Source organism: Acinetobacter sp. YH12219, from assembly GCF_013417875.1.
Taxonomy (GTDB): Bacteria; Pseudomonadota; Gammaproteobacteria; order Pseudomonadales; family Moraxellaceae; genus Acinetobacter; species Acinetobacter amyesii.
The window spans coordinates 39,453-60,894 of record NZ_VPDC01000007.1; the positions used below are offsets into that span (position 1 = coordinate 39,453).

Here is a 21,442-nt window from a genome sequence, read left to right on the forward strand (position 1 = left end):
AAATAGCTTTATAAGTGCGACGCTAAAACTAAAGACATAAAAAAACAGACCTACGTTACCGCAAGTCTGCTCCTCTTAGACATTCAGCTTACTTTACAAGTTTACGTAAATCTTGGCTTAAATCTAAATATTTATCCGCTTCAAACGCCGCATTCTTGCTAATCAATTTTTTCAAATGACGCATCTCTTTTGCAGCATTTACAGTAATACCACCAACAATGACACCGTCAGTAACACCAAATAAAACAAATGATGATTCAGCCGCCAATTCAGGTTTAATTTCACCACGAACGATCCATTCGCTTGCAGCCATATCACCCACAAATTGATAGTTGATATTCAATTGATCTGTCCAGAACCACGCTGGATTTGGGGTTGGATGTTCTACATCCATTACATGACGAGCAAAGATACCTGCTTGCAAGTTCGCATTTTCCCAAGTTTCGACACGACGGTGGTTACCACAGTCACGAAGCTGAGTCGCAACGTCACCCGCTGCATAAATATCTGGATGCGAAGTTTGGCAGTTATTATTCACTTTAATGGCAAAATCAACGTCTAAACCTGCATCAACCGCAAGTTGAGCATTTGGCACAATGCCAATACCATAGATCACTGCATCGGCACGAAGTTCTTCACCGCCTTCAAGCGTGATCACTACTTCTTCGCCATCAAGCTTACAGTCAGCAATAGAAGTCGAAAGACGAACATCTACACCTGCAAGACGTTGCTGTGCCAATAAGAATTCACTTAAAACGCGTGGAGATGAACGCCCCATAACCATTGGACCCATTTCAATCACGGTCACGATACAGTCTTTAGAACGTGCTGAAGATGCAAGTTCTAAACCAATTACACCACCGCCGATCAAAACAATACGGCGACCCGCTTGTAATACAGGCACCAATGCTTGTGAATCTTCAAGGTTACGTAAGGTATAAACGTGTTTACCCAAAGCATCGAAATTCGGTAAACGGCGTGCTGCACCACCAGTTGCTATAAGCAACTTGTCAAATGCTACAATTTCACCATTTTTCAGTTCAACTGTTTTCGCATCGCTATGGATTTTCACCACTCCATTGCCACGAATATGTTCAACACCGAGTTCTGCCAATTTTTCTTCTGACAGAATTTCGATTTTGGTCTCTTCAGGTTTTAGAATTACGTCTTTAGACAAAGGCGGACGTTCATAAGGAAGATGTGTTTCATCACCCACCAAAATGATTTTGCCTTCATACTTGTTCGCACGGAGTTCTAAAATGGCGCTAGCACCAGCTTGACCAGCTCCAACAATAACGATGGTTTCGATACCATTTTGGCTCATGGGTTTGTTCCTTATTTCAATTCTGCAGATACGATGCCGAAGCCCGCAATCCACTCACTAATATCTTCGTAGCAATGTGTTGTCATGTCGTATTCGCCCACTTCATGTAGTGCAGCAAAAGCAGCCATCCAAGAACGAACTTCTTGACCGCCACGACCACCTTCAACACGAATTTCAGCTTCAGTCATCGCTTCAATAGCAGCAAAGTCAGCTTTGGCAAAAGTATCAAGCAATGCACGATCCCATTCTGGGTTTAAAGGCACTGCGACAGAAGTATCACCCGCTGCGAGCTTTTGACCGACAGCAATGATTTTGCCTTGACGTGTATTACGTGCCTCTTCAGTTGGGTTACGACCTGCAATCAGGAACTCTTCCACTTCTGGTGGAACTGAACCCATTTGCGGCGTTGGTGGATCATGAGACAAACCACCTGTACCCAAAACAAGTATACGTTCATTCTCTAAGTTCAATGATTTAATGAACTGACCGACTGCACGACCCAAAGCGACTGTACGCTTGGTTGTTGGCATCGGTGCAGCTGCACCATTGATAAAAATTGGAATCGTTGGATAACGATCAAGCTTACCACCACAAAGGAAATGTAATGGTTGAGTCACACCGTGGTCTGCCTGCATACGATAAGAGTATGCAACATCGACACCTTCATCCAATACGCGACGAACCAGACTGATTGCTGTTTCTTCAGGCACATTGATGTGGTCATTGTCTTTACCATAATCCCAATCACCTGCTGCTTTGGCACGAATACCGACGCAGAAAGATGGCATGAGGTCATAGAAGAAACCATTGAAATGGTCTGGACCAAAAGTAATGATCAATGTTGGATTATAGTCTTCAACTTCTTTAGCAAGTTTGGCAAAAGTTTCGCGAACTTTTTCCTCTTTGTATTTCTCTTGCGGAGAAGCGAATTCCATTAGGGGACTGTGCGATGCACAAATAAGTTTAACGGCCATGGGTGACTCCTAAACGGAAGGCAGCCAAGATGGCTGCCGAGTAAGTCCTTTACGTATTTGGCGAATTAAATCTCGTCAAAGAAGCCAGCACGTGGTTGACGTAAACCACGGATACCCAGACCACATTCAGCATTAATTAAAACACCAGTTAATGGGCGGTTGTTTTGACGAGAAGCCAATAACACGTATGAACCAGTCATATCTTCAGGTTCGGGTAAGAAATTGAGCGGCATGCCGCGTGCAATCTTCTCAGGATCACGTGCATCGAGTAGACCGAGGTTTTCTTGGCCTAAAGAAGCAGCACCTTTGATGTTTACATTCATACCCGACGGAGCAACAGCGTTCACTCGTACTTTAGGCGCAAGCTCGTAGGCTAATTCTTTCATAATCCCAACGCCAGCATGCTTAGACGCTGTATATACAGGGCCTCCGCCTGCCGAATACAGTGCTGAGTTAGACAAAGTAAATATGATAGAACCTTCTGAAGCTATCAATGCATCAAGTGCAGCTTTGGCACCTAATATGAGAGATTTTGTATTAATACCCATAATCTCATCAAAAGCTTTTTCCAGCTGTTCACCCGATGTATTGACGATATCTGCGTAATGATCCCAGATACCTGCGTTTCCAACGAAACAGTCAAGTTTGCCATAATGTTCTACAGTTGCTTGAACTGCACGAACATTATCCTCATAGCTGGCTACATCTCCTGCGATCGCAAGCACGCGGTCACCAAAATGTTCTTTCAATGCATCAACTTTCGATTGAGAACGTTGAAGAACAGCAACTTGTGCACCTTCTTCTAAGAAACGTTCAACCAATGCCCAGCCTAAGCCTGAACCACCACCGGTAATAAGTGCAACTTCGCCTTGTAGCCAACCCATGATTACTCTCCTGCCATCTCTACGTATAAAGCACCATCTTCAACAATCACAGGGAATGTTTTGATCGGATCTGTTGCTGGTAAGCATAATGCTTGACCAGTTTTCAAACAGAATCGAGCCGAATGAAGTGGACATTCAACAGTGCCATCATCTTCAAGGTAACCTTCAGACATTGAAGCATTACCATGTGAACAACGGTCGTTCATCGCGAAAAATTCGCCATTGTTGTTGAATACTGCAAGCGCATCGATACCGTTAACGCCGCAATCTACTTTCAATGCTTCGCCTTCGTCTAATTCGTCAACTTGGCAAACAAAAATCTTATTCATTAGAAGAACACGCTCAGGTTATGTGAGTTGTAAGTCACCTGATCAAGGGTAATCTTACGGTTGAAGATTTCGAAACCTTGCTCAGTGTCAACTTTGCGGATCTTGTCGTGACGCTTACCACAGTAGATTGTTACATCTTTCTCTTTCTGGGTACGGTACAACAAGTACGTTACGTAAACGTCGTATTCGCCTTCAACTTCTGTCACTTCAACAATCACATTTGAAACCATGTGTGTTGTACGTGAAGGAGGTTCTTCAGCCCAAGCCATACCTGTCTCTAAACGAGCTACACGGCGTTCCAACAAATCTTTAGTATCGTTAAATACCCAAGTTGTTGGCGGCTCAATCGAACGACGACGGTCACGTGTTTGCGCGTTTGGTGTTGTGCGTAGCGTATAAGAAATATCTTCCGCTAATACAGCTAACCAATCACGGAACTTCCAATCGTCCAGCAATTTTGCTTCACGATAAAGAAACTGACTAATTTGGTGATGGAGTTCTAAACTAATTTGACTCATTTCATAAGCTCCTTCTCATATTCGTCAGCCGCAGCTTCAACGTCTTCCCATTTTTCATGAATCAGTAGGTCAGCCCAACGACGGTACATACCACGTGCAGCTGTTTCTGAGAAAATGTAGTTGGTGATACCAGGGATACCATCTTCTCGTACTTTCTCGTTACCTTTACCCATTTCCATAATGAGTTTGTTTTGACGGGCTTTATAACCACGTAAAACTTTTTGAATTTCAATCCAGTTCTCAGAGTCATCTTGCTCAAGGAAACCAGCAGGACCGAATGCGCGAGTCGCAGAACGCTCAAATGCTTCTTTCACTTCTTGAGATGCTTCAGCGTCTGCAATACAGAATGCCCATACTTCAGTTTTGTTTGGACCACGTGGGTGCCATACACGAAGTGTTGCTGTACCGTTCAACCAAGACAATGTTGGGAACATGGTGTTGTGACCAGCAAGACGCAGTGCACGTACTTCGCCTAAACGCTCTTTAACTTCATCAAATGTTTCACGGAAGTAGTTTGCAACTTCACCATCTACCCAAACGTTTGCATCTGGTTTTTCTGTGAAGAAGAAGCCTGAACCGTGACCACGTGAACCGTATTGGATCGCGTCTTTCGCAGTTTCCCAAACTGGACGAGCTGTTTGTGCAGCACCTAATTTCTTAGATGATTCGTCATCTGGTTTTGCACCCAAAACTTGGATTGCAGATGCGTGAGAGAACAATGCGTGGTATTGGTCAGATGCAAACTGTTCAGCTGCAAATTTCCAGTTACACTCGATTTCCCACTTGTGTACACCACCGATAATTTCTGTACCACCTGGACGACGGTCAAGAACACCATCTAAGTACCAAGCGATATCGCCCATGTATTCTTCTAGGTCAGGTGTTGTTTCATCCCAACAAGCGAATACTAAGCCTTTATATGATTTAACACGGTTAACTTCAACAAGACCCCATTTCTCTTTGCAAGCACCGTGCGGGAACGCGCGGTCTTCAAGTGGAATATCTTTTAAAGAACCGTCAATGCCGTAAGACCAGCCGTGGTACGGGCAAGTAAATGCACGTGTATTACCACAGTCCGCGAAGCTCACACGCATAGAGCGGTGACGACATTGGTTTAAGAATGCTTTGATTGAGCCATCTTTTTGACGTGCCACGATGATTGGATCTTCACCCATATAGGTATTGAAGAAATCGCCGGCTTTAGGAATTTGGCTCTCATGGCATAGGAATAACCATGTACGACCGAACACACGTTCTAATTCAAGTTCGTAGATGTCTGGATCTGTATAGATAGATGGCGTGATACGTCCATTTTGTGCATCGACTAAAGCATCGATTTCGCGCACATCAATTTTTCCACTCATGAAAAGCTCTCCTGTGACCATAAGGCACAAAGTAATAGACTCAACTTTTCAACGATGATGGATTTTAGAGCGATATTCGGGAAATATTTATTTTGTTTTAATTAAGAGATTTTATGGATTATTACGGTAGATTTTTTTTATAGTATTTTTTTTAAATCACCGTGAACACCATTTATTTCGTGAATGGCAAAATAATCCTCACGCAATAGTTGTTTATAGATTATACTGAACGAACTTCTAAGTAAGACATTTTTTGGATTACTCCACGGGTTGATTATATGGAATTACGACACTTACGCTACTTCATTACTGTCGCTGAAGAACTCAATTTCAGTAAAGCTGCGTTAAAACTTTATACTGCTCAACCTTCTTTAAGCCAACAAATTAAAGATCTTGAAGAAGATGTCGGCGTAAAATTGTTGCACCGGACTAAACGCAAAGTTGAGCTCACAGAAGAAGGTGCCGTATTTCTAGAACAAGCACGTTTGACACTAGCTCAAGCAGACAAGGCCGTAGCGATGGCACGTCAGGTTTCACAAGCCAAACAGCAGATGCTGCGCATTGGTTTTGTCCCTGTCGCAGAGATGAAAATCTTCCCTTATGTGCTGCCAAATTTACGTGTTCAGAACCCAGAACTCAAGATTGAATTACTCAGTTTAAATAACCGTGATCAGATGAAATTGCTACAAAAAGGTGAACTGGACATCACTTTTACCCGCAATAACTTCCACAGCGACGAAATTGAAAGTCAGTTTGTACTGCGTGAACCGCTGATCTTTATTTTACCCAAAGATCACCCTTTAGCGAAGTACGAGCGCATTCCAGTTAAAGCATTGAATGGGATTGATTTTATCATTCCTGCACGTGAACAATCTGGCACGTTGCATGAAGCCATTTTGGACTTTGCTTCGACCCATGATATTCAATTTAATATCGTGCAAAAAGCCGACAATATCCTGTTTAACATTAACTCCATCGGCATGGGCTTAGGCTGCACGATCCTACCGGGATACATCGCGCCATTGACCATGAACAATACCGTGATTCGTCCTTTAGATGTCGAATTACCGTATCTAGACTTGTATGTAAGTTACCGAAAAACGGCGAGTTCTGTGGCTGTAGATAAATTCCTTGAACTGCTAACCAAAGTTTTTTATCTCGATATTAATCGCGAACAGCGTTAATTTTCGCCAAGTCATAATTTATAGATATAGCACCATTATTTTTAAAATGAATAATGGTGCTTTTTTTATGGCTAAAAAGTCGCTTTTTTAATCGTTTAAATGTTTTAATCGACGCATTTTATCTATCATGCATATCGACTTGATGGAAAATAACTTATAAATTTTAGTTTAGACATTGATAAAAATTGCTAAAAATTGCCGATTTACAACTTAAGTCTAATAAATAATTCCCCTTCCCCAACCATTCAGATGAGCTTATTTTATGCCTTTTTACTGATTTAGACCGTACACTGTCGACCCATTAATGAGAATAATACTCATTTAAAGTATTTCTTTCAAAAGATTTATATAAAAAAAAGGATGGCAAAACCATCCTTTTTTTGAATTTCATGTCAGTGACAAGAAATTACACACCACGCGCTTTTAAATAATCTTTAATCACGGTGTTGAATTCTTCTGCTTTTTCAACTTGTGACCAGTGACCACATTGGCTAAAGATATGCGCATCCGCATTTGGAACTGTGTTCAAAATATCCCACGTACGAGATACTGGAATCACCACGTCTTGTACACCGTGAATCAACAATACTGGCACAGTAATGTCTTTCATTTTTTCAAAGTCGAGTGGGAATTCGAAACGGTCACGGTCGCGTGCGCCAACAACATCCATCAAACGATTTGATGCATAGTCATTTGCAGCAGAAGCGAAACGTACTTTTACCAATTCGTCTGTGATCAAGTCTTTGTTTACAACAAACATAGACAAGGTTTTCTTGATGCCTTCTTCGGTTAATACAGGGTTTGCATGTGCTTTAAGTGCTGCAGTTTGTTTAGCACCGCCTGTACCCATAGACACGATACCCAATACACGTTCTGGATAGTCCAAAGCCATTTGGAATGCTAACCAGCCACCGAGTGAGTTACCCACTAACCAAGTTTTTTCAATACCTAGGGCATCTAACGTACGTACAGCGTGATCAACCCAAGCACGGATACCATAAGCAGTATTCGGTGCAACAACAGTTTGACCATAGCCAATCGTATCGATAGCGATACAACGAGCTTGTTCACCAATTTGTGGAAGGTTTAACCACCAGTTTGCCGCAGCAGATACACCTGTACCTGAACCGTGTAAAAATAGAATTGGTGTGCCTTCACCCACTTCGTGGTAATGCGTTAATTCGCCTTCAGCAGTTTCAATCCATTTATCTTCTAAACCAAAGAATGAATCAGTTGTATAGTCAGGAATCTGAACAGTGCTCATACATGCTCCTCGTATTGCGTAGAGCTTATGTTTCAATCCATAACGGATTTAAACACAAGGGGGACTCTTTTGGATTTTGTGGTTTTACAGTCTCATATTACCTGTTCAGCCACTGCTAACTGATACATATTTACGATCATAAACAACAAATAGACTATAATTTAAGTTATTGTTTTTAAATACATAACTCAAAAATATATCCATAAAATCTTTGAGGTATTTCTTTTTTAAATAAACCAGCGAATAAAAAGGGAAGCAATGAATCCACTTCCCTCTTTTTTATCCTGAGAAATTAGAACTTATAGGTATAAGTTGTCGCGACACGGTACTCTTGCAAGTCAGATTTGTAATCGAAATCAGCATCGATATACATTGCCTGGAAGCCTAAGCCCTTCAACTTACCTTCAGGCACGGTGTAGTTCACGATTAAGTTAAGCTCATCAGATTTTTGATCTTTCAGGATGCCATTTGCAGTACCAATTTCTGCATCAGAACCTGTAAAGTAAACCGCTGTAGCATTTAGGCCTTTCGCACCAAGCTCTGCAAAGTCATAACCATACGTAAAGCCCCATGATTTTTCATTTTTTGCAGTAAATGTTGCTATACCCCAGTTGACTAAGTACGGCTGCGGCACCCATCCACCCAGTGTTGGGAATGCATTATCACCAAACATTTGTTGATAACCCAAACCAAAGGTATGCGAACCGTAATTCACTTTCGCACCAACCGATAACGCTTGGTTATCAATTTCGCCATATAGTTTGTCACCCGAATCTGAGTTGTCAAAATAACGGATATGGCTATCCAGTTTGGCTTTGTCACCTAACTTAGTTTTATAGTTCGCGCCGACATATTGCTGTGTGTAGATGTCTTGAACATCGGCATACCAGTAGCTACCACCAATTTCAGGTGTGAATTGATGGTCAATACCCGCAATATACATACCATCAGAAGTTGGCCCAAGATCATAATGACCCATGGTGCCATCTGGTAATCTTTTACCTGGAGCGAACATTGATAAATCACGGAATTGGTTGTCATAACGGTTATTGATCCCGTCAATGTATGCCAAAGTTAACTTGGTATCTTTAATCTCTTTCGATTCTAACCACGCACCGCTATAGGTTGTCATTAACTGACGTGATGGATCGAAAACCAACACTGGAGAAACCGGTAATAACTCACCCACTTTCAACTCAGTTTCAGATACTTTGGCTTTAAGGGTCACGCCCACTTTACCAAAGTTATCTTTTGATTCTTTACCATCGTGCGGCAAGATCCAGTCTGGGTTTTTATCACGTGCATTGAGTTTAAATGCATGTTGAACCAAAAGGTCAGCACCCACTTGAATACCTGCACCAATATCTTGATACCCTGACTTGGCATCCAAAGTCACACCCTGTGACCATGAACCCCAGTTACCCGCCGGATTTTCTTTAATTTGACGGTCTAAGTAGAAGTTTTTAAATTTCAATTGTACTTGGCTGTCGTCAACAAAGTCCGCATAAGTTGCAGATGTTCCTAATGTTGCTGTCGCAGCAAGAATTGCTATCCATAAATTTTGACGACGCATGGCTTATTCCCAGTGATCAAATTAAGCTATGACATCATCATGCTCAACAATACCTTGGAAAAAAATCCGACTACAGTATTAAGGTTTATCAGGCTTTTGTACGACTTGAACTTAGGATGCGATTTCTGCTTATTTTCCTTAGAGATTAAAACAATAACTCTTTTTTATTATTTAGAACGACTGATTAAATTAACCCCATGTTTTATTAACGTAAAATTGAAAGTTTTTTATTTTTCGCAATTACATACGCTGTATTAATTGCTTTTAAGTTTAATCAAAGTTTTTTGCTGAGATTTATCCTTATTTTAGTTATAAAATTTAGATATAACATGATATTTAATTTATATAATCATCAACAACTTAAAGTTAAATTTCACCACCATGACTGCTCGAAATCGACCATTGGTTCGCAGAACTTTTCTTATTTCAATCCGCTTATCATGCCTCAAATCAATCTCGAGTTAATCTCAACTTAAAATCAAACCAATACAGCCACTTCAGACATAAAAAAAGCGCCCGAATTGGGCGCTTTTTGACTTAAAGCAAATTAAGCATTGGCTTCTTTTGCTTTAGACATAGTCAATGCTAAGTCTTCGATCATATCTTCTTGACCACCAACAGTACCACGGCGGCCCAATTCCATTAGGATTTCACGAGCAGATACGCCGTATTTCGCTTCAGCGCGTTTTGCGAACAATAGGAATGAAGAATACACACCTGCATAACCTAGAGTTGCTGCATCACGGTCAGCACGGATTTGATGTGTCATCATCGGGATGATCAGATCTTCTGCTACGTCTTGCACTTTAAACAAGTCAACACCTGTTTCAAGTTGCATACGGTTCGCAACTGCAACGAACAATTCAAGTGGTGTATTACCCGCACCTGCACCAAGACCCGCAGACGCTAAATCGACACGTGTTGCACCTGCTTGTACCGCAGATACAGAGTTCGCAACGCCCATACCTAAGTTATGGTGACCATGGAAACCAATTTCGATGTCTGAACCTAGGTTTGCACGTAAAATGCCAACACGGTCAGTCACATCTTGCGGCAACATATAACCAGCAGAGTCAGTCACATAAATACAGTTTGCACCGTATGACACCATTTTGCTGGCTTCTTCCAAAAGTTTTTCAGGAGTTGCCATGTGCGCCATCATCAAAAAGCCCACAGTGTCCATGCCAAGTTTACGTGCAGCAGTAATGTGCTGTTCAGAAACGTCAGCTTCAGTTGAGTGCGTTGCAACACGAATGGTTGCTACACCAACATCATGTGCCATTTTCAAATGGTCAACCGTACCAATACCAGGAAGTAAAAGTGCAGATACTTTCGCCTGTTTCAGGTTTGGAATCACCGCTTTTAGGTATTCTTCATCGGTTGCTGCTGCAAAACCATAGTTCACAGAGTTACCGCCTAAGCCGTCACCATGCGTAACTTCGATTAAAGGTACACCTGCATCATCCAAAGCAGTTGCAATGGCAACCATTTGTTCAGGTGTAGTTTGATGGCGCATTGGGTGCATGCCATCACGTAAAGTCATATCATTAATAATAATCTTAGACATGAAGACGCTCCTTATGCTTCAACTGAGTTTAAAACGCGTTCCGCAAACATTTCTGCGGTACGCGCAGCAGCTGCAGTCATGATGTCAAGGTTACCGGCATATTTAGGCAGGTAATCACCCAGGCCTTCAACTTCCAGGAAGATTGAAACACGGTTACCGTCAAATACAGGACCATTCACCAGTTTGTAACCTGGTACGTATTTTTGAACTTCTTTGATCATCGCATGCACTGATTCAGTGATCGCAGCTTGATCTGGCTCACCTTCAACAAGACAGTGCACAGTATCACGCATCATCAATGGTGGCTCAGCCGGGTTAATGATGATGATCGCTTTACCTGCTTTAGCACCACCGACTTTTTCAATCGCACCTGCAGTGGTACGGGTGAATTCATCGATGTTTTTACGTGTACCTGGACCCACAGATTTTGTTGAAACTGTTGCAATGATTTCGCCGTATTCAACAGGCTGAACTCGTGAAATCGCAGCAACCATAGGAATCGTTGCCTGACCACCACATGTCACCATGTTGACGTTCGGAACTTCACCTGCGTCCAATAACGCTTCTAAGTTTACTGGTGGTACGCAGAATGGACCGATTGCAGCAGGTGTTAAGTCAATCATTAACACGCCAAGTTCATTTAATTTGCGGCTGTTTTCAGCATGAACATAGGCAGAAGTTGCATCAAATGCGATTTTAATGTCGTCTTCAATTACGTGTGCAAGTAAACCATCTACGCCTTCAGCAGTGGTTTTTAAACCCATTTTAGCAGCGCGAGCCAAACCTTCAGACGTCGGGTCAATACCAACCATCCATACTGGTTCTAAAAATTCGCTGCGTTGAAGTTTGTAAAGCAAGTCAGTACCAATGTTCCCTGGACCGATCAATGCACATTTAATCTTTTTCATGAATGTGTACTCTTAAAAATTCCGTAAAACCCAAGCTTATTTCGCTGCAAATGCTGCAGTCACAGAACCAAAGCCTTCAATTTCAACTTTGAATTCATCACCAGGATTTGCCACAACCATTGGGCCTAAGGCACCGGTCAATACGATGTCACCTGCAAGCAATGGACGACCACGACGAACCATTTCGTCAGCCAACCATACAGCTGCATTTAATGGGTTAGAAAGACAAGCTTTACCCACACCTTGTGAAACCACTTCTTCACCACGAGTCATGACCATTTTGCAATTTACAAGGTCAAGATCTGCAAGTTTTACAGGCTTAGAACCCAGTACAAAACCTGCTGAAGATGCGTTATCTGCCACAGTATCAATCAACGAGATTTTCCAGTTTTCGATACGGCTATCGACCACTTCAATTGCAGGCAGTGCATATTCTGTTGCACTAATAATGTCTGCATAGGTGTGTTTTTCTTTGGTCAAATCTTGGTTAATCACCAAAGCAATTTCTGCTTCAACTTTTGGCTGAATCAATAAACCAGCAGGGATTTCTTCACCATCGCCATACGCCATGTCAGCAAACAACATACCGAAGTCAGGTTGATCAACGCCTAACTGCGCTTGTACAACTTTTGAAGTTAAGCCAATTTTACGACCTACAAGGCGACGACCTTCTGCCACCGCACGTTTGGTATTCACTTCTTGAACGGCATAAGCAATATCTACATCAGCACTTTCACCACCAAGTTGTGGACGGATCGGTGCAATCGCAGCCTGATTTACTTCCGCATCGCGTAATGCTTGCGCAACTGATTCAACAACAGCAGAATTCGACATCAATGTTTCCTTAAACTGCAAAAATTGGATGCACAACGTGTTTCATCCCGATCACCATCAAAATCAAAGTGATGAAAGTCATGTCAGGATTCGCCTAAAGCATTTCACTTGACATACTACACGTTATGTTTAGATGCATTTAGCATCGAGATTTTAGAAAGTGAATACCAATACTTATTTTATTTATGACTATAGCTATTAGCTATAAATTAATCATTATTTATTATTAATATTCAAAAACTTAAGTCAAAATAATTAAATAAAATTCACTATTTTTTTCGCCCTTAAATCTGAATCTCTACTAAAAAACTTGGCTTATACGACTAAAAGATAAGATTAAAAGATTATTTTAGCGTCAGGCCAACTTTTACGCATAGGTGTTCAATTTCATCTGATTTAGTTTAATAAATTGAAAATTTAAAATAAATCAATAAACAACAATAAGATAAAACCAAAAATTCAAACAAAAAATCTATTCCAGCTTGTGGTAAAAGGCCAAATAGTTGCGCTCAACTTTTTAAGGTAAATTTGCTAGAAGACTGCTTGTTATTGTAGAAAAATCTAGTGTTATTACTTTTTTAAATAATTGAATTTACTCATTTCATCAAGTAGAGCTGGCATTACTATTCATTTGGTAACAAAAAAGGTGAAAACAAATTTCACCCTTTTTACTCGTTTGTATCTAAAACTATACAGCTAGACGTAATTTCACGTGTTCTAGTAGAAATTCAGTCAAATCACCTACGCTATGTGCAATATGTAAGGGTTGAAAACACTGGAGTGTTTCTACAGTATGCACTCCATAGCTCACGCCTACACGTGGCATCTGAATATTGAGGGCCATTTCTAAATCATACGACGTATCACCGACCATAATGGCTTGATCAGGACGCAGGCCCGTTTCCGCCAAAATTTCTGCCAACATCAACGGATCTGGCTTAGATTTGGTTTCACTGGCTGCTCGGGTCGCACAAAATAGCTCATGACTTTGCGTTTGAGCCAAAACACGGTCTAGACCTTTACGGCTTTTCCCCGTTGCAACAGCCAATTGTAGACCGGCATCGCGTAATTCCTGCAACATGTCCGCGACACCATCAAACCACATATCCCCTTTGGAATGGGCCACATAGTGATCGGCATAACTTTGCAAAATGTCGCTGTGTAATTCGGGAACCGTCGGAAATAACCGCTGTGCGACTTCCGGCAGACCTAAACCAATAATACTTTTCGCATCAGCATCGGTCAGCGGCTGTGAATATTGATCTGCTGCAAATTTTAAACTCGCTACAATTTGACCCACAGAATCAAATAAAGTGCCATCCCAATCGAAAATGACTAGTTTTACAGCTGAGTTCATACGTTTTCCTAGATTTGATTCAGTGTTTGGTAATTCAGATTCTGGAGTGCATCAATTTATTTACCTCACCCCGACCCTCTCCTTAAAGGAGAGGGCGAAAGAAAACTTACGAAGCAGTCCTGCTCAGGGGGAGAAGTCTAATATTTAAAACTTACTCGTCATCTTCCGAAGACTTCACCACTTTGTCAGCTTTTTGCGCGCGTAGCTGCGCCACAAGGCTTTGCATATCTTCTGGCAATGGCGCTTCAATGGTTTGGTAACCCGGAATTTCTAAACGCATAGCATGCAGACATAAACGACGTGGCTTTGGACCACGGTATTCAGTTTCATGACCATATTTTTCATCGCCCACCAATGGATGACCAATACTTAAACCATGTACACGGATCTGATGTGTACGGCCCGAAAGTGGAGACGCATACACCAATGTGGCATGCATAAAACGCTCTTTCACGTTCCACAGCGTCTTCGACTCTTTACCTTCTTTAGGTGATACACGAACACGACGCTCGCCATTTGCCAGTTCGTAACGATGCAAAGGCTGATCAATGAGCTGCTTATCCAAACTCACCACGCCTTTCACCACAGCAGCATAAGTTTTTTGGATTTTGTGCTCACGTAACATGTCTTGCAGGCTTTTTAACACACTACGTTTTTTCGAAATCATCACCAACCCAGAAGTGTCGCGGTCAATTCGGTGAATCAGCTCTAGGTATTTCTTCCCTGTTGCGGCACGTAAACCTTCGATCAAGCCATACGCCACACCACTACCGCCGTGAACAGCAATACCAGAAGGTTTGTTTACCACCATTAAGCCTTCATCTTCATACACCACACGGCTCAGTAAGCTTTGCGCGACTTTATCCGATACAGGAACCGCAGACTCATCTTTTTGCTCATAACGAATTGGAGCAACTCGAACTTGGTCACCAATATTGAGTTTGGTTTCCGCTTTGACGCGTTTTTTATTGACGCGGACTTGGCTTTCACGAATCAGACGATAAATGCGACTTTTAGGCACACCTTTCAGACGACTAAACAGGAAATTATCAATACGTTGACCCGCCTGATGCTCGTCCACTTCAAACCAGGTGACGCTTTGCCATTCTTGCGTAGAATTCATACAGTTACTGTGACCTAAAAAAATACTAAAATTGATTAAAAATTGATCATTTAAGCTATACTTTTCGCAAGAAACATAAGCTTAGCCCATAGGCAGATGATGCAAGGTTTGATATAGTCAGCGCACGGAAACCACCGTAACTGAGTAAAAGTTGATTCATTTCAGTATTTACTGTCATTGAACTTTCAAGCAATTACTCATTTAGCTCGGAAAGGTCCCAAAAGAATTATGCCGACGCCGAAGGCTTATTATATCGGCAAAACTGCAAACTGTTGCGTTTAATTGTGCCGTAGGTACATAAAACAGTTTGCCCCAAAAAAATATGTGCCAACCAAGGTTGGTTTTTAAACGTAAACTGATACACATCAGACCAGTCGCTCCCTGGAAATCGTGTTCAGGCCACAACGTTTGATGCATTGGATCTGCACAGTTTGTAAAGGTACGATGATAATTCCGTATCAAGACGCTCTATCAGATATGAATGGATGCTCTTCGAGCAATGTGACAGTGAAAGTTACTCACATCCAATGCACCGTTTGTCCGCCAGTGAAACGCGTTCAGGTGACTTTAATCGTTTAAAAGATTGAAGCCGTATTGCCATCATCAATACGTGAATCAAAAATCGTTGCCCACCCAAAGAAGGTCGGTACACATGCACAGATGATGTTTTTCGATCTGTGCAACTTGATCCATGCTATCTGATGCTCGCTACGAGTCAGGCGATGTTCTTCTGTGTATCACTATTAGGTGTTACACCCATGAAACGTATGTTGATTAATGCAACACATGCCGAAGAAATTCGCGTTGCACTTGTCACTGGTCAGCGTCTTTACGATTTTGACTTAGAGAATCGTACCCGTGAACAAAAAAAATCGAATATCTATAAAGGTCATGTGACTCGCGTAGAGCCGTCTTTAGAAGCGGTATTTGTTGAATACGGTGCAGGTCGTCAAGGCTTCTTGTCGATGCGCGAAATTGCTAACTCTTATTACAAAGCTGATCCTCGCCAAACTTCAAACATCCGCGAATTGATCACTGAAGGCACTGAGCTTTTGGTTCAAGTGGAAAAAGAAGAACGTGGTAATAAAGGTGCTGCCCTTTCTACATTTATCTCACTTGCTGGTCGTTATTTGGTCTTAATGCCAAACAACCCGAAAGGTGGCGGTATTAGCCGTCAAATTTCAGGTTCAGTTCGTGAAGAATTGAAAGAAATGTTGGCGTCTTTAAATGTCCCTCGTGGCATGAGCGTGATTGTACGTACTGCAGGTATTGGTCGTTCTCAAGAAGAACTCCAACTTGACCTTCAACACTTGCTGGACCTTTGGGCACAAATCCAAAGTACATCAAGTTCTGGTCCATCACCAATGTTGGTTCACCAAGAAGCCGGTGTGGTTACACGTGCGATCCGTGACTATTTACGTGATGATGTTGCTGAAATTCTGATTGACTCTGAGCAAGCGTATAACGAAGCGTATAACTTTGTTAAAGCAGTGATGCCACGTCAAATCGACAAATTAAAAACCTATACTTTAAATGAACCGTTATTCGCTCATTTTGGTATTGAAAGTCAAATCCAAACGGCCTATGAACGTGAAGTAAAACTTCCTTCTGGTGGTTCAATTGTGATTGACCAAACTGAAGCATTGGTTTCAATTGATATTAACTCTGCAAAATCAACACGTGGTAGCGACGTAGAAGATACAGCGCTCAATACCAACCTTGAAGCTGCAGAAGAAATTGCTCGCCAATTACGTTTACGTGATATCGGTGGTTTAGTTGTGATCGATTTCATCGACATGACCAAAGACCGTAACCAACGTATGGTTGAAGCTAAACTTCGTGAAGCAACACAAAGTGACCGTGCGCGTATCCAATTCGGTCAATTGTCACGCTTTGGTTTGATGGAAATGAGCCGTCAACGCTTACGTCCATCGCTTGAAGAAGCCACAGGTTATGTGTGCCCACGCTGTCATGGTACAGGTATGGTACGTGACCTACGTTCTTTATCACTTTCAATTATGCGTAAAGTGGAAGAAATTGCGCTACGCGAACGTCATGGTGAAGTTCAAGTTGAAGTGCCTGTTGAAATTGCTGCATTCTTATTGAATGAAAAGCGTCACAGCCTTGTATATCTTGAACAAACTTCAAATGTTCGTGTGACTGTACTTCCACACCCTCACCTAGAAACACCACATTACGAAATTTCGTATAACCCTGAAGGCTTTGCACCTACAAGCTATGAACGCACTGAAGCGACACGTTCTAGCGAAAAAGAATTGGGTTACGAAGCATCTGAATGGCATTTAGGTGAAGAACAGGCCGCTGCTGCTCAGCAACAAGCACCTGTACAACAACAAGAAAAAGGCCACAAAAAGAATAAGCAACAACCCGTTGCTGCTCAACAAGCACCTGCACAAGTTGCCGCTTCTGCAGCATCATCTAGTCCATGTGCATGGTTAGAAAACTTATTTGTTCAAAAACAAGCTGCAACCGTTGACCAGTCGCGTACTGCAAACAATGCCGCTGCTGCAATTGAACAAATGGTAAATAGCGGTGCTGCAAGCCGTGGCCAGTTTGGTCAAATTACCCCTGCATCGGCAGCGCCTGTTGTTGTCGTAGACAATAATGCTTACCTTGCGCCTTCTTCTGTTGTGCACAAACAAGAACGTGACAGCCATTCAGAAAAAGCTGACCGTGAAGAAAAACGTCACAACAAAAAGCGTACTAAGCATAAAGAACCACGTGAACAAGAAGCCCAATCGCATCAAGTTCATGAAGAAGTGTTACAACCTTCACGTCAAGACCGTCAAGAACAGCGTAATAACGAAGCACGTCAAAACGAACGCCAAGAGCAACGTTCTGAACGTCAAGAACCGCGCCAAGACAACCGTCAAGACCAACGTGAAAACCGCCGTAACTCACGCCGTCAACACAACAACGAACAAGTACAGCAAGATGTTCAAAATAATGAGCAACCGCAGTCTGTTCCACGTCGTGACCGCAACAACCAACAACGTCCAAATCGCCCAAATCGCCACCGCGATCAAAGCGTATTGAACGAGCAAGCGATTGCTCAGGAAGTTGCAACTGAGCAACAACCTGAAAACCGCAATCAACGTCAACCTAAAGTTGAAGTTGTTAATGCACCACGTCAAGACGTGATGCCAACAGCACTTGTAGTAAATGTTGATCAAGCTCAAAGCGAAATCGTAGCGCTAAATACTGCCCCAGCAGTTGAAAAAACTGTAGAAACCCCAGTAGTCCAAAAAGCCGCTGTCGTTGAAGCAGAAAAAGTGGAAAAACCTGCGACTGAAACAAAAGAAGCAGCGCATAAACCACAGCATGCGCAGCAAAAACCGTCTCGTGCAAGCAATGACCCACGTCAACGCCGCCGCGAACAACGTGCAGCTCGCGCTCAACAAGCACAGGCTCCGAAAATTTCGCCATCTCAAGTGCCGACACTGGGTCAATACACTGTAAGCAGCTTGATTAAGCATGTATACGGTGAAGACTGCTCAGTACTGATTGAGCAATTTGGCTTAATTCCAACATTCAACCGTGCATTGCAAAAATTCACGGAAGAATATGCCGCGACTTTGACTGCACCTGCAGCTGAAGCAGCTGTAGAGAAAAAGCCTGTCACTCGTGATGTTCAAGTTACAAAAGCTGCACCTGAAGCTGAACCAGCGCCAATGTTGGATTTGACACCACCAAAGCCTGTGTCAGATAAACGTGTTGCTAATGACCCACGTGAGCGTCGTCGCCTTGCTAAACTTGCCGCTGAACAAGCGAAACAAGACCAAGCAAAAGCACATGCTGAGGTGGAAGCTACGCCTGTCGCAGACACTGCTATTGAGGCGCCTGTAGTTGCAGAAGCTAAAGCTGCTACAGTTGAAGCCAATGTATCCGACGTTGCAGGTCAAACTGAAGCACCTGAACCCGTTCAAGCTGAAGTACTGACACCCGTTCAAGCTGAACTGGATGTGAGTGCGCAGCCTGAAAAGACGGAAGAAGTGTCTGAAGCTCCTACTAAACCAGTAGAAGAAAAAGCTCAAGCCGTTGAAGCGGAAAAGAAAGTTGAGGTTCCTGTAGACGAAAACTCGGCCGCTGAAGGTGAAAAACCTGCACGCCCTCGTCGTCCTCGCGGTCGTCCACCGAAAAAAGCAAACACCGCAACTGAGCAGTAATTTGCTATTTTGCAGGTGAATAAAAAAATCCAGTCATTTCGGTGACTGGTTTTTTTTTGATACTTTTGTCAAATTAGGTTGATTGCACTAGATCGAAACGATTAAAAGACAATTGTAGAATTTGCTGCAAATTTCATTGCAAAGAAATAGACCGTATCGGATTACGAAAAATAAATAGGATTCACATGAGCCAAACTACACAACACGACCTTATTGGGATTGCTGATGTTGCAGCAAAAATTCCCGCGTTCATTAGCAAAGTACCCAACCTGTTGAGTGGTCTAAAGCAAGCCTATTTACGTACCCCAAATACTTCCGCAGGCTTGGGAATTGCATTTGAAAAAGCCGTAAAGCGTAATCCTAAAGGTTATGCGCTTTATTTTGAAGAGCAAAAATATACCTATAACGAACTCAATGAATGGGCCAATCAAATTGGTCACTATTACCTTGCACTCGGTGCAAAAAAAGGTGATGTGATTGCGGTGATGATCGAAAACCGATCTGAACTCGTTGCAACCATCGTGGCTTTAGCCAAAATTGGCGTCACCAGTGCCTTGGTAAACACCTCACAAGTCGGCAAAGTCCTGACACACAGCATCAACTTAGTGAACCCAATTGCGGTAATTGTGGGCGAAGAATGCCGTCAAGCTGTAGAAGAGATTCGTGATGATCTCAGTGTGGCTGCAGATCGTTTACATTGGTTCGCAGATCAAGCCACTCGTGTAGATGCTGGTCAAGCACCTAAAGGCTTCTTAAACCTTGCAGAAGCGATTGATGAATTTCCAAAGTTCAACACACCCACCACTGCAAGTGTAAAAGGCAAAGACGGCCTATTTTATATCTACACCTCTGGGACAACAGGCTTACCTAAAGCGGTGATTTTCACCAACAGCCGTTGGACTTTGGCTTATGGAACATATGGTCACGTTCTCAATCTAAATAAAGATGATGTGATGTACGTAACTTTACCGCTCTATCACGCTACAGGCACTGTGGTTTGTTGGTGTGGGGTGATTGCAGGTAGCGCCACCCTTGCCCTTCGTCGCAAGTTTTCAACCTCATCGTTTTGGAAAGATGTACAAAAATTTGATGCATCAGCCATTGGCTATGTGGGCGAGCTTTGCCGTTATTTGATGGATGCTCCACATTCAGACCTTGAAAAAGGCCATCGTGTGAAAAAAATGATTGGTAACGGCATGCGACCAAACATTTGGGATAAGTTTAAAGAACGCTTTGGAGTCGAAGAAGTCCTTGAACTCTATGCGTCAAGTGAAGGCAACGTCGGCTTTAGTAATGTGTTTAACTTCGACAATACCGTTGGTTTTTCACCAACGCCTTATGCGATTATTCAGTTTGATAAAGAAAAAAATGAAGCTGTACATGATGCTAAAGGTCGCTGCATTAAAGTGAAAAAAGGCGAAGTCGGCTTACTCATCGGTAAAATTACCCGTCGCTCACCTTTCGATGGCTATACCGACACGGAAAAAAACAAATCCGTCATTATGAAAGATGTATTCAAACATGGTGACTCATACTTCAACACTGGCGACTTGGTTCGAGATATTGGCTTCCGCCATGCACAATTTGTCGACCGTCTAGGCGATACTTTCCGCTGGAAAGGTGAAAACGTCTCAACCACTGAAGTTGAAAACATGGTGAGTGAGTACGATAAAATTGCTGAAGCTGTGGTTTATGGCGTAGAAATTCCAGATACAAATGGCCGTGCAGGTATGGCTGCCATCACGCTCACCGACGGTGCCGAACTCAACGAACAAGATTGCAGTGAAATGGTTCTACAATTTAAAAAATGCTTACCAGCTTATGCCGTGCCAGTATTTTTACGTGTACAGAAAAAAGTCGAAACCACAGGCACATTTAAATACCAAAAAAACAAGCTGAAAAAACAAGCTTTTGATCCTAAGCAAACTGATGAACGTTTATTGGTATTGCTGCCAAATGCAACTGCTTACTGTGATTTAACTCCTGAAATTTATGCCAATATTCAGGCATATAAATACCGTTTTTAAGCAAATAGCGCTCATTTTAGCGACA

At 42.4% G+C, this 21,442-nt stretch carries 16 protein-coding genes and 1 pseudogene; 3 read left to right on the forward strand and 14 right to left on the reverse strand.

The annotated features are described in order from the left end of the window. Positions 1-88 precede the first annotated feature (88 nt). From hcaD to hcaE, 6 genes are all read right to left on the reverse strand, one after another. Positions 89-1,324 carry a 3-phenylpropionate/cinnamic acid dioxygenase ferredoxin--NAD(+) reductase subunit gene (gene hcaD, locus FTV04_RS05875; RefSeq protein WP_180089016.1) on the reverse strand — a complete coding sequence of 412 codons (1,236 nt, stop codon included), beginning with the start codon at positions 1,322-1,324 and terminating at the stop codon, positions 89-91. An 11-nt stretch (positions 1,325-1,335) separates the two neighbouring features. Further along, a complete protein-coding gene (locus FTV04_RS05880; protein ID WP_180089017.1) occupies positions 1,336-2,298 on the reverse strand; it encodes a 3-carboxyethylcatechol 2,3-dioxygenase in 963 nt (320 codons plus the stop codon). 65 nt (positions 2,299-2,363) lie between these two features. After that, complete coding sequence (gene hcaB / locus FTV04_RS05885; RefSeq protein ID WP_078192772.1) at positions 2,364-3,182, reverse strand: 3-phenylpropionate-dihydrodiol/cinnamic acid-dihydrodiol dehydrogenase; 819 nt, start codon at positions 3,180-3,182, stop codon at positions 2,364-2,366. 2 nt (positions 3,183-3,184) lie between these two features. Continuing rightward, the gene (gene hcaC, locus FTV04_RS05890; protein ID WP_067763933.1) at positions 3,185-3,511 is read right to left on the reverse strand and encodes a 3-phenylpropionate/cinnamic acid dioxygenase ferredoxin subunit; all 327 of its coding nucleotides are present in this window, start codon (positions 3,509-3,511) and stop codon (positions 3,185-3,187) included. Further along, a complete protein-coding gene (gene hcaF, locus FTV04_RS05895) occupies positions 3,511-4,029 on the reverse strand; it encodes a 3-phenylpropionate/cinnamic acid dioxygenase subunit beta (RefSeq protein ID WP_180089018.1) in 519 nt (172 codons plus the stop codon). The genes hcaC and hcaF overlap by 1 nt, the downstream gene beginning before the upstream one ends. Then, positions 4,026-5,393: a 3-phenylpropionate/cinnamic acid dioxygenase subunit alpha gene (gene hcaE, locus FTV04_RS05900; RefSeq protein WP_067763943.1), complete on the reverse strand. Its 1,368-nt coding sequence runs from the start codon at positions 5,391-5,393 to the stop codon at positions 4,026-4,028. The genes hcaF and hcaE overlap by 4 nt, the downstream gene beginning before the upstream one ends. A 278-nt stretch (positions 5,394-5,671) precedes the next feature. Here hcaE and hcaR point away from each other — a divergent pair, with 278 nt between their 5' ends. Continuing rightward, positions 5,672-6,577 (forward strand): DNA-binding transcriptional regulator HcaR, encoded by a 906-nt coding sequence (hcaR, locus tag FTV04_RS05905; protein WP_180002937.1) that lies wholly within the window; start codon positions 5,672-5,674, stop codon positions 6,575-6,577. Positions 6,578-6,983: 406 nt separating this feature from the next. Here hcaR and FTV04_RS05910 read toward each other — a convergent pair whose 3' ends face one another. From FTV04_RS05910 to FTV04_RS16985, 8 genes and pseudogenes are all read right to left on the reverse strand, one after another. Then, complete coding sequence (locus FTV04_RS05910; RefSeq protein ID WP_168377928.1) at positions 6,984-7,841, reverse strand: alpha/beta fold hydrolase; 858 nt, start codon at positions 7,839-7,841, stop codon at positions 6,984-6,986. Between the two features lie 292 nt (positions 7,842-8,133). Next, positions 8,134-9,414 (reverse strand): OprD family outer membrane porin, encoded by a 1,281-nt coding sequence (locus tag FTV04_RS05915; RefSeq protein WP_168377929.1) that lies wholly within the window; start codon positions 9,412-9,414, stop codon positions 8,134-8,136. A gap of 547 nt (positions 9,415-9,961) precedes the next feature. After that, positions 9,962-10,981, reverse strand: a complete 1,020-nt coding sequence (gene dmpG / locus FTV04_RS05920; RefSeq protein WP_180089019.1) for a 4-hydroxy-2-oxovalerate aldolase — start codon at positions 10,979-10,981, stop codon at positions 9,962-9,964. 11 nt (positions 10,982-10,992) lie between these two features. Then, complete coding sequence (locus tag FTV04_RS05925; RefSeq protein ID WP_180048814.1) at positions 10,993-11,889, reverse strand: acetaldehyde dehydrogenase (acetylating); 897 nt, start codon at positions 11,887-11,889, stop codon at positions 10,993-10,995. A 36-nt stretch (positions 11,890-11,925) separates the two neighbouring features. Beyond that, positions 11,926-12,723 (reverse strand): 2-keto-4-pentenoate hydratase, encoded by a 798-nt coding sequence (mhpD, locus tag FTV04_RS05930; RefSeq protein WP_078189749.1) that lies wholly within the window; start codon positions 12,721-12,723, stop codon positions 11,926-11,928. 688 nt (positions 12,724-13,411) lie between these two features. Further along, complete coding sequence (locus FTV04_RS05935; RefSeq protein ID WP_180089020.1) at positions 13,412-14,080, reverse strand: HAD-IA family hydrolase; 669 nt, start codon at positions 14,078-14,080, stop codon at positions 13,412-13,414. Between the two features lie 151 nt (positions 14,081-14,231). Beyond that, a complete protein-coding gene (locus FTV04_RS05940; RefSeq protein ID WP_078189751.1) occupies positions 14,232-15,203 on the reverse strand; it encodes an RluA family pseudouridine synthase in 972 nt (323 codons plus the stop codon). 55 nt (positions 15,204-15,258) lie between these two features. After that, a pseudogene (locus tag FTV04_RS16985) lies at positions 15,259-15,567 on the reverse strand (hypothetical protein). A 394-nt stretch (positions 15,568-15,961) separates the two neighbouring features. On the opposite strand from FTV04_RS16985, the gene FTV04_RS05945 reads away from it, so the two are divergent. Further along, the gene (locus FTV04_RS05945; protein ID WP_180089021.1) at positions 15,962-19,390 is read left to right on the forward strand and encodes an Rne/Rng family ribonuclease; all 3,429 of its coding nucleotides are present in this window, start codon (positions 15,962-15,964) and stop codon (positions 19,388-19,390) included. 185 nt (positions 19,391-19,575) lie between these two features. Next, positions 19,576-21,417, forward strand: coding sequence for a long-chain-acyl-CoA synthetase (locus FTV04_RS05950; RefSeq protein ID WP_180089022.1), 1,842 nt, complete (start codon positions 19,576-19,578; stop codon positions 21,415-21,417). Positions 21,418-21,442 lie beyond the last annotated feature (25 nt).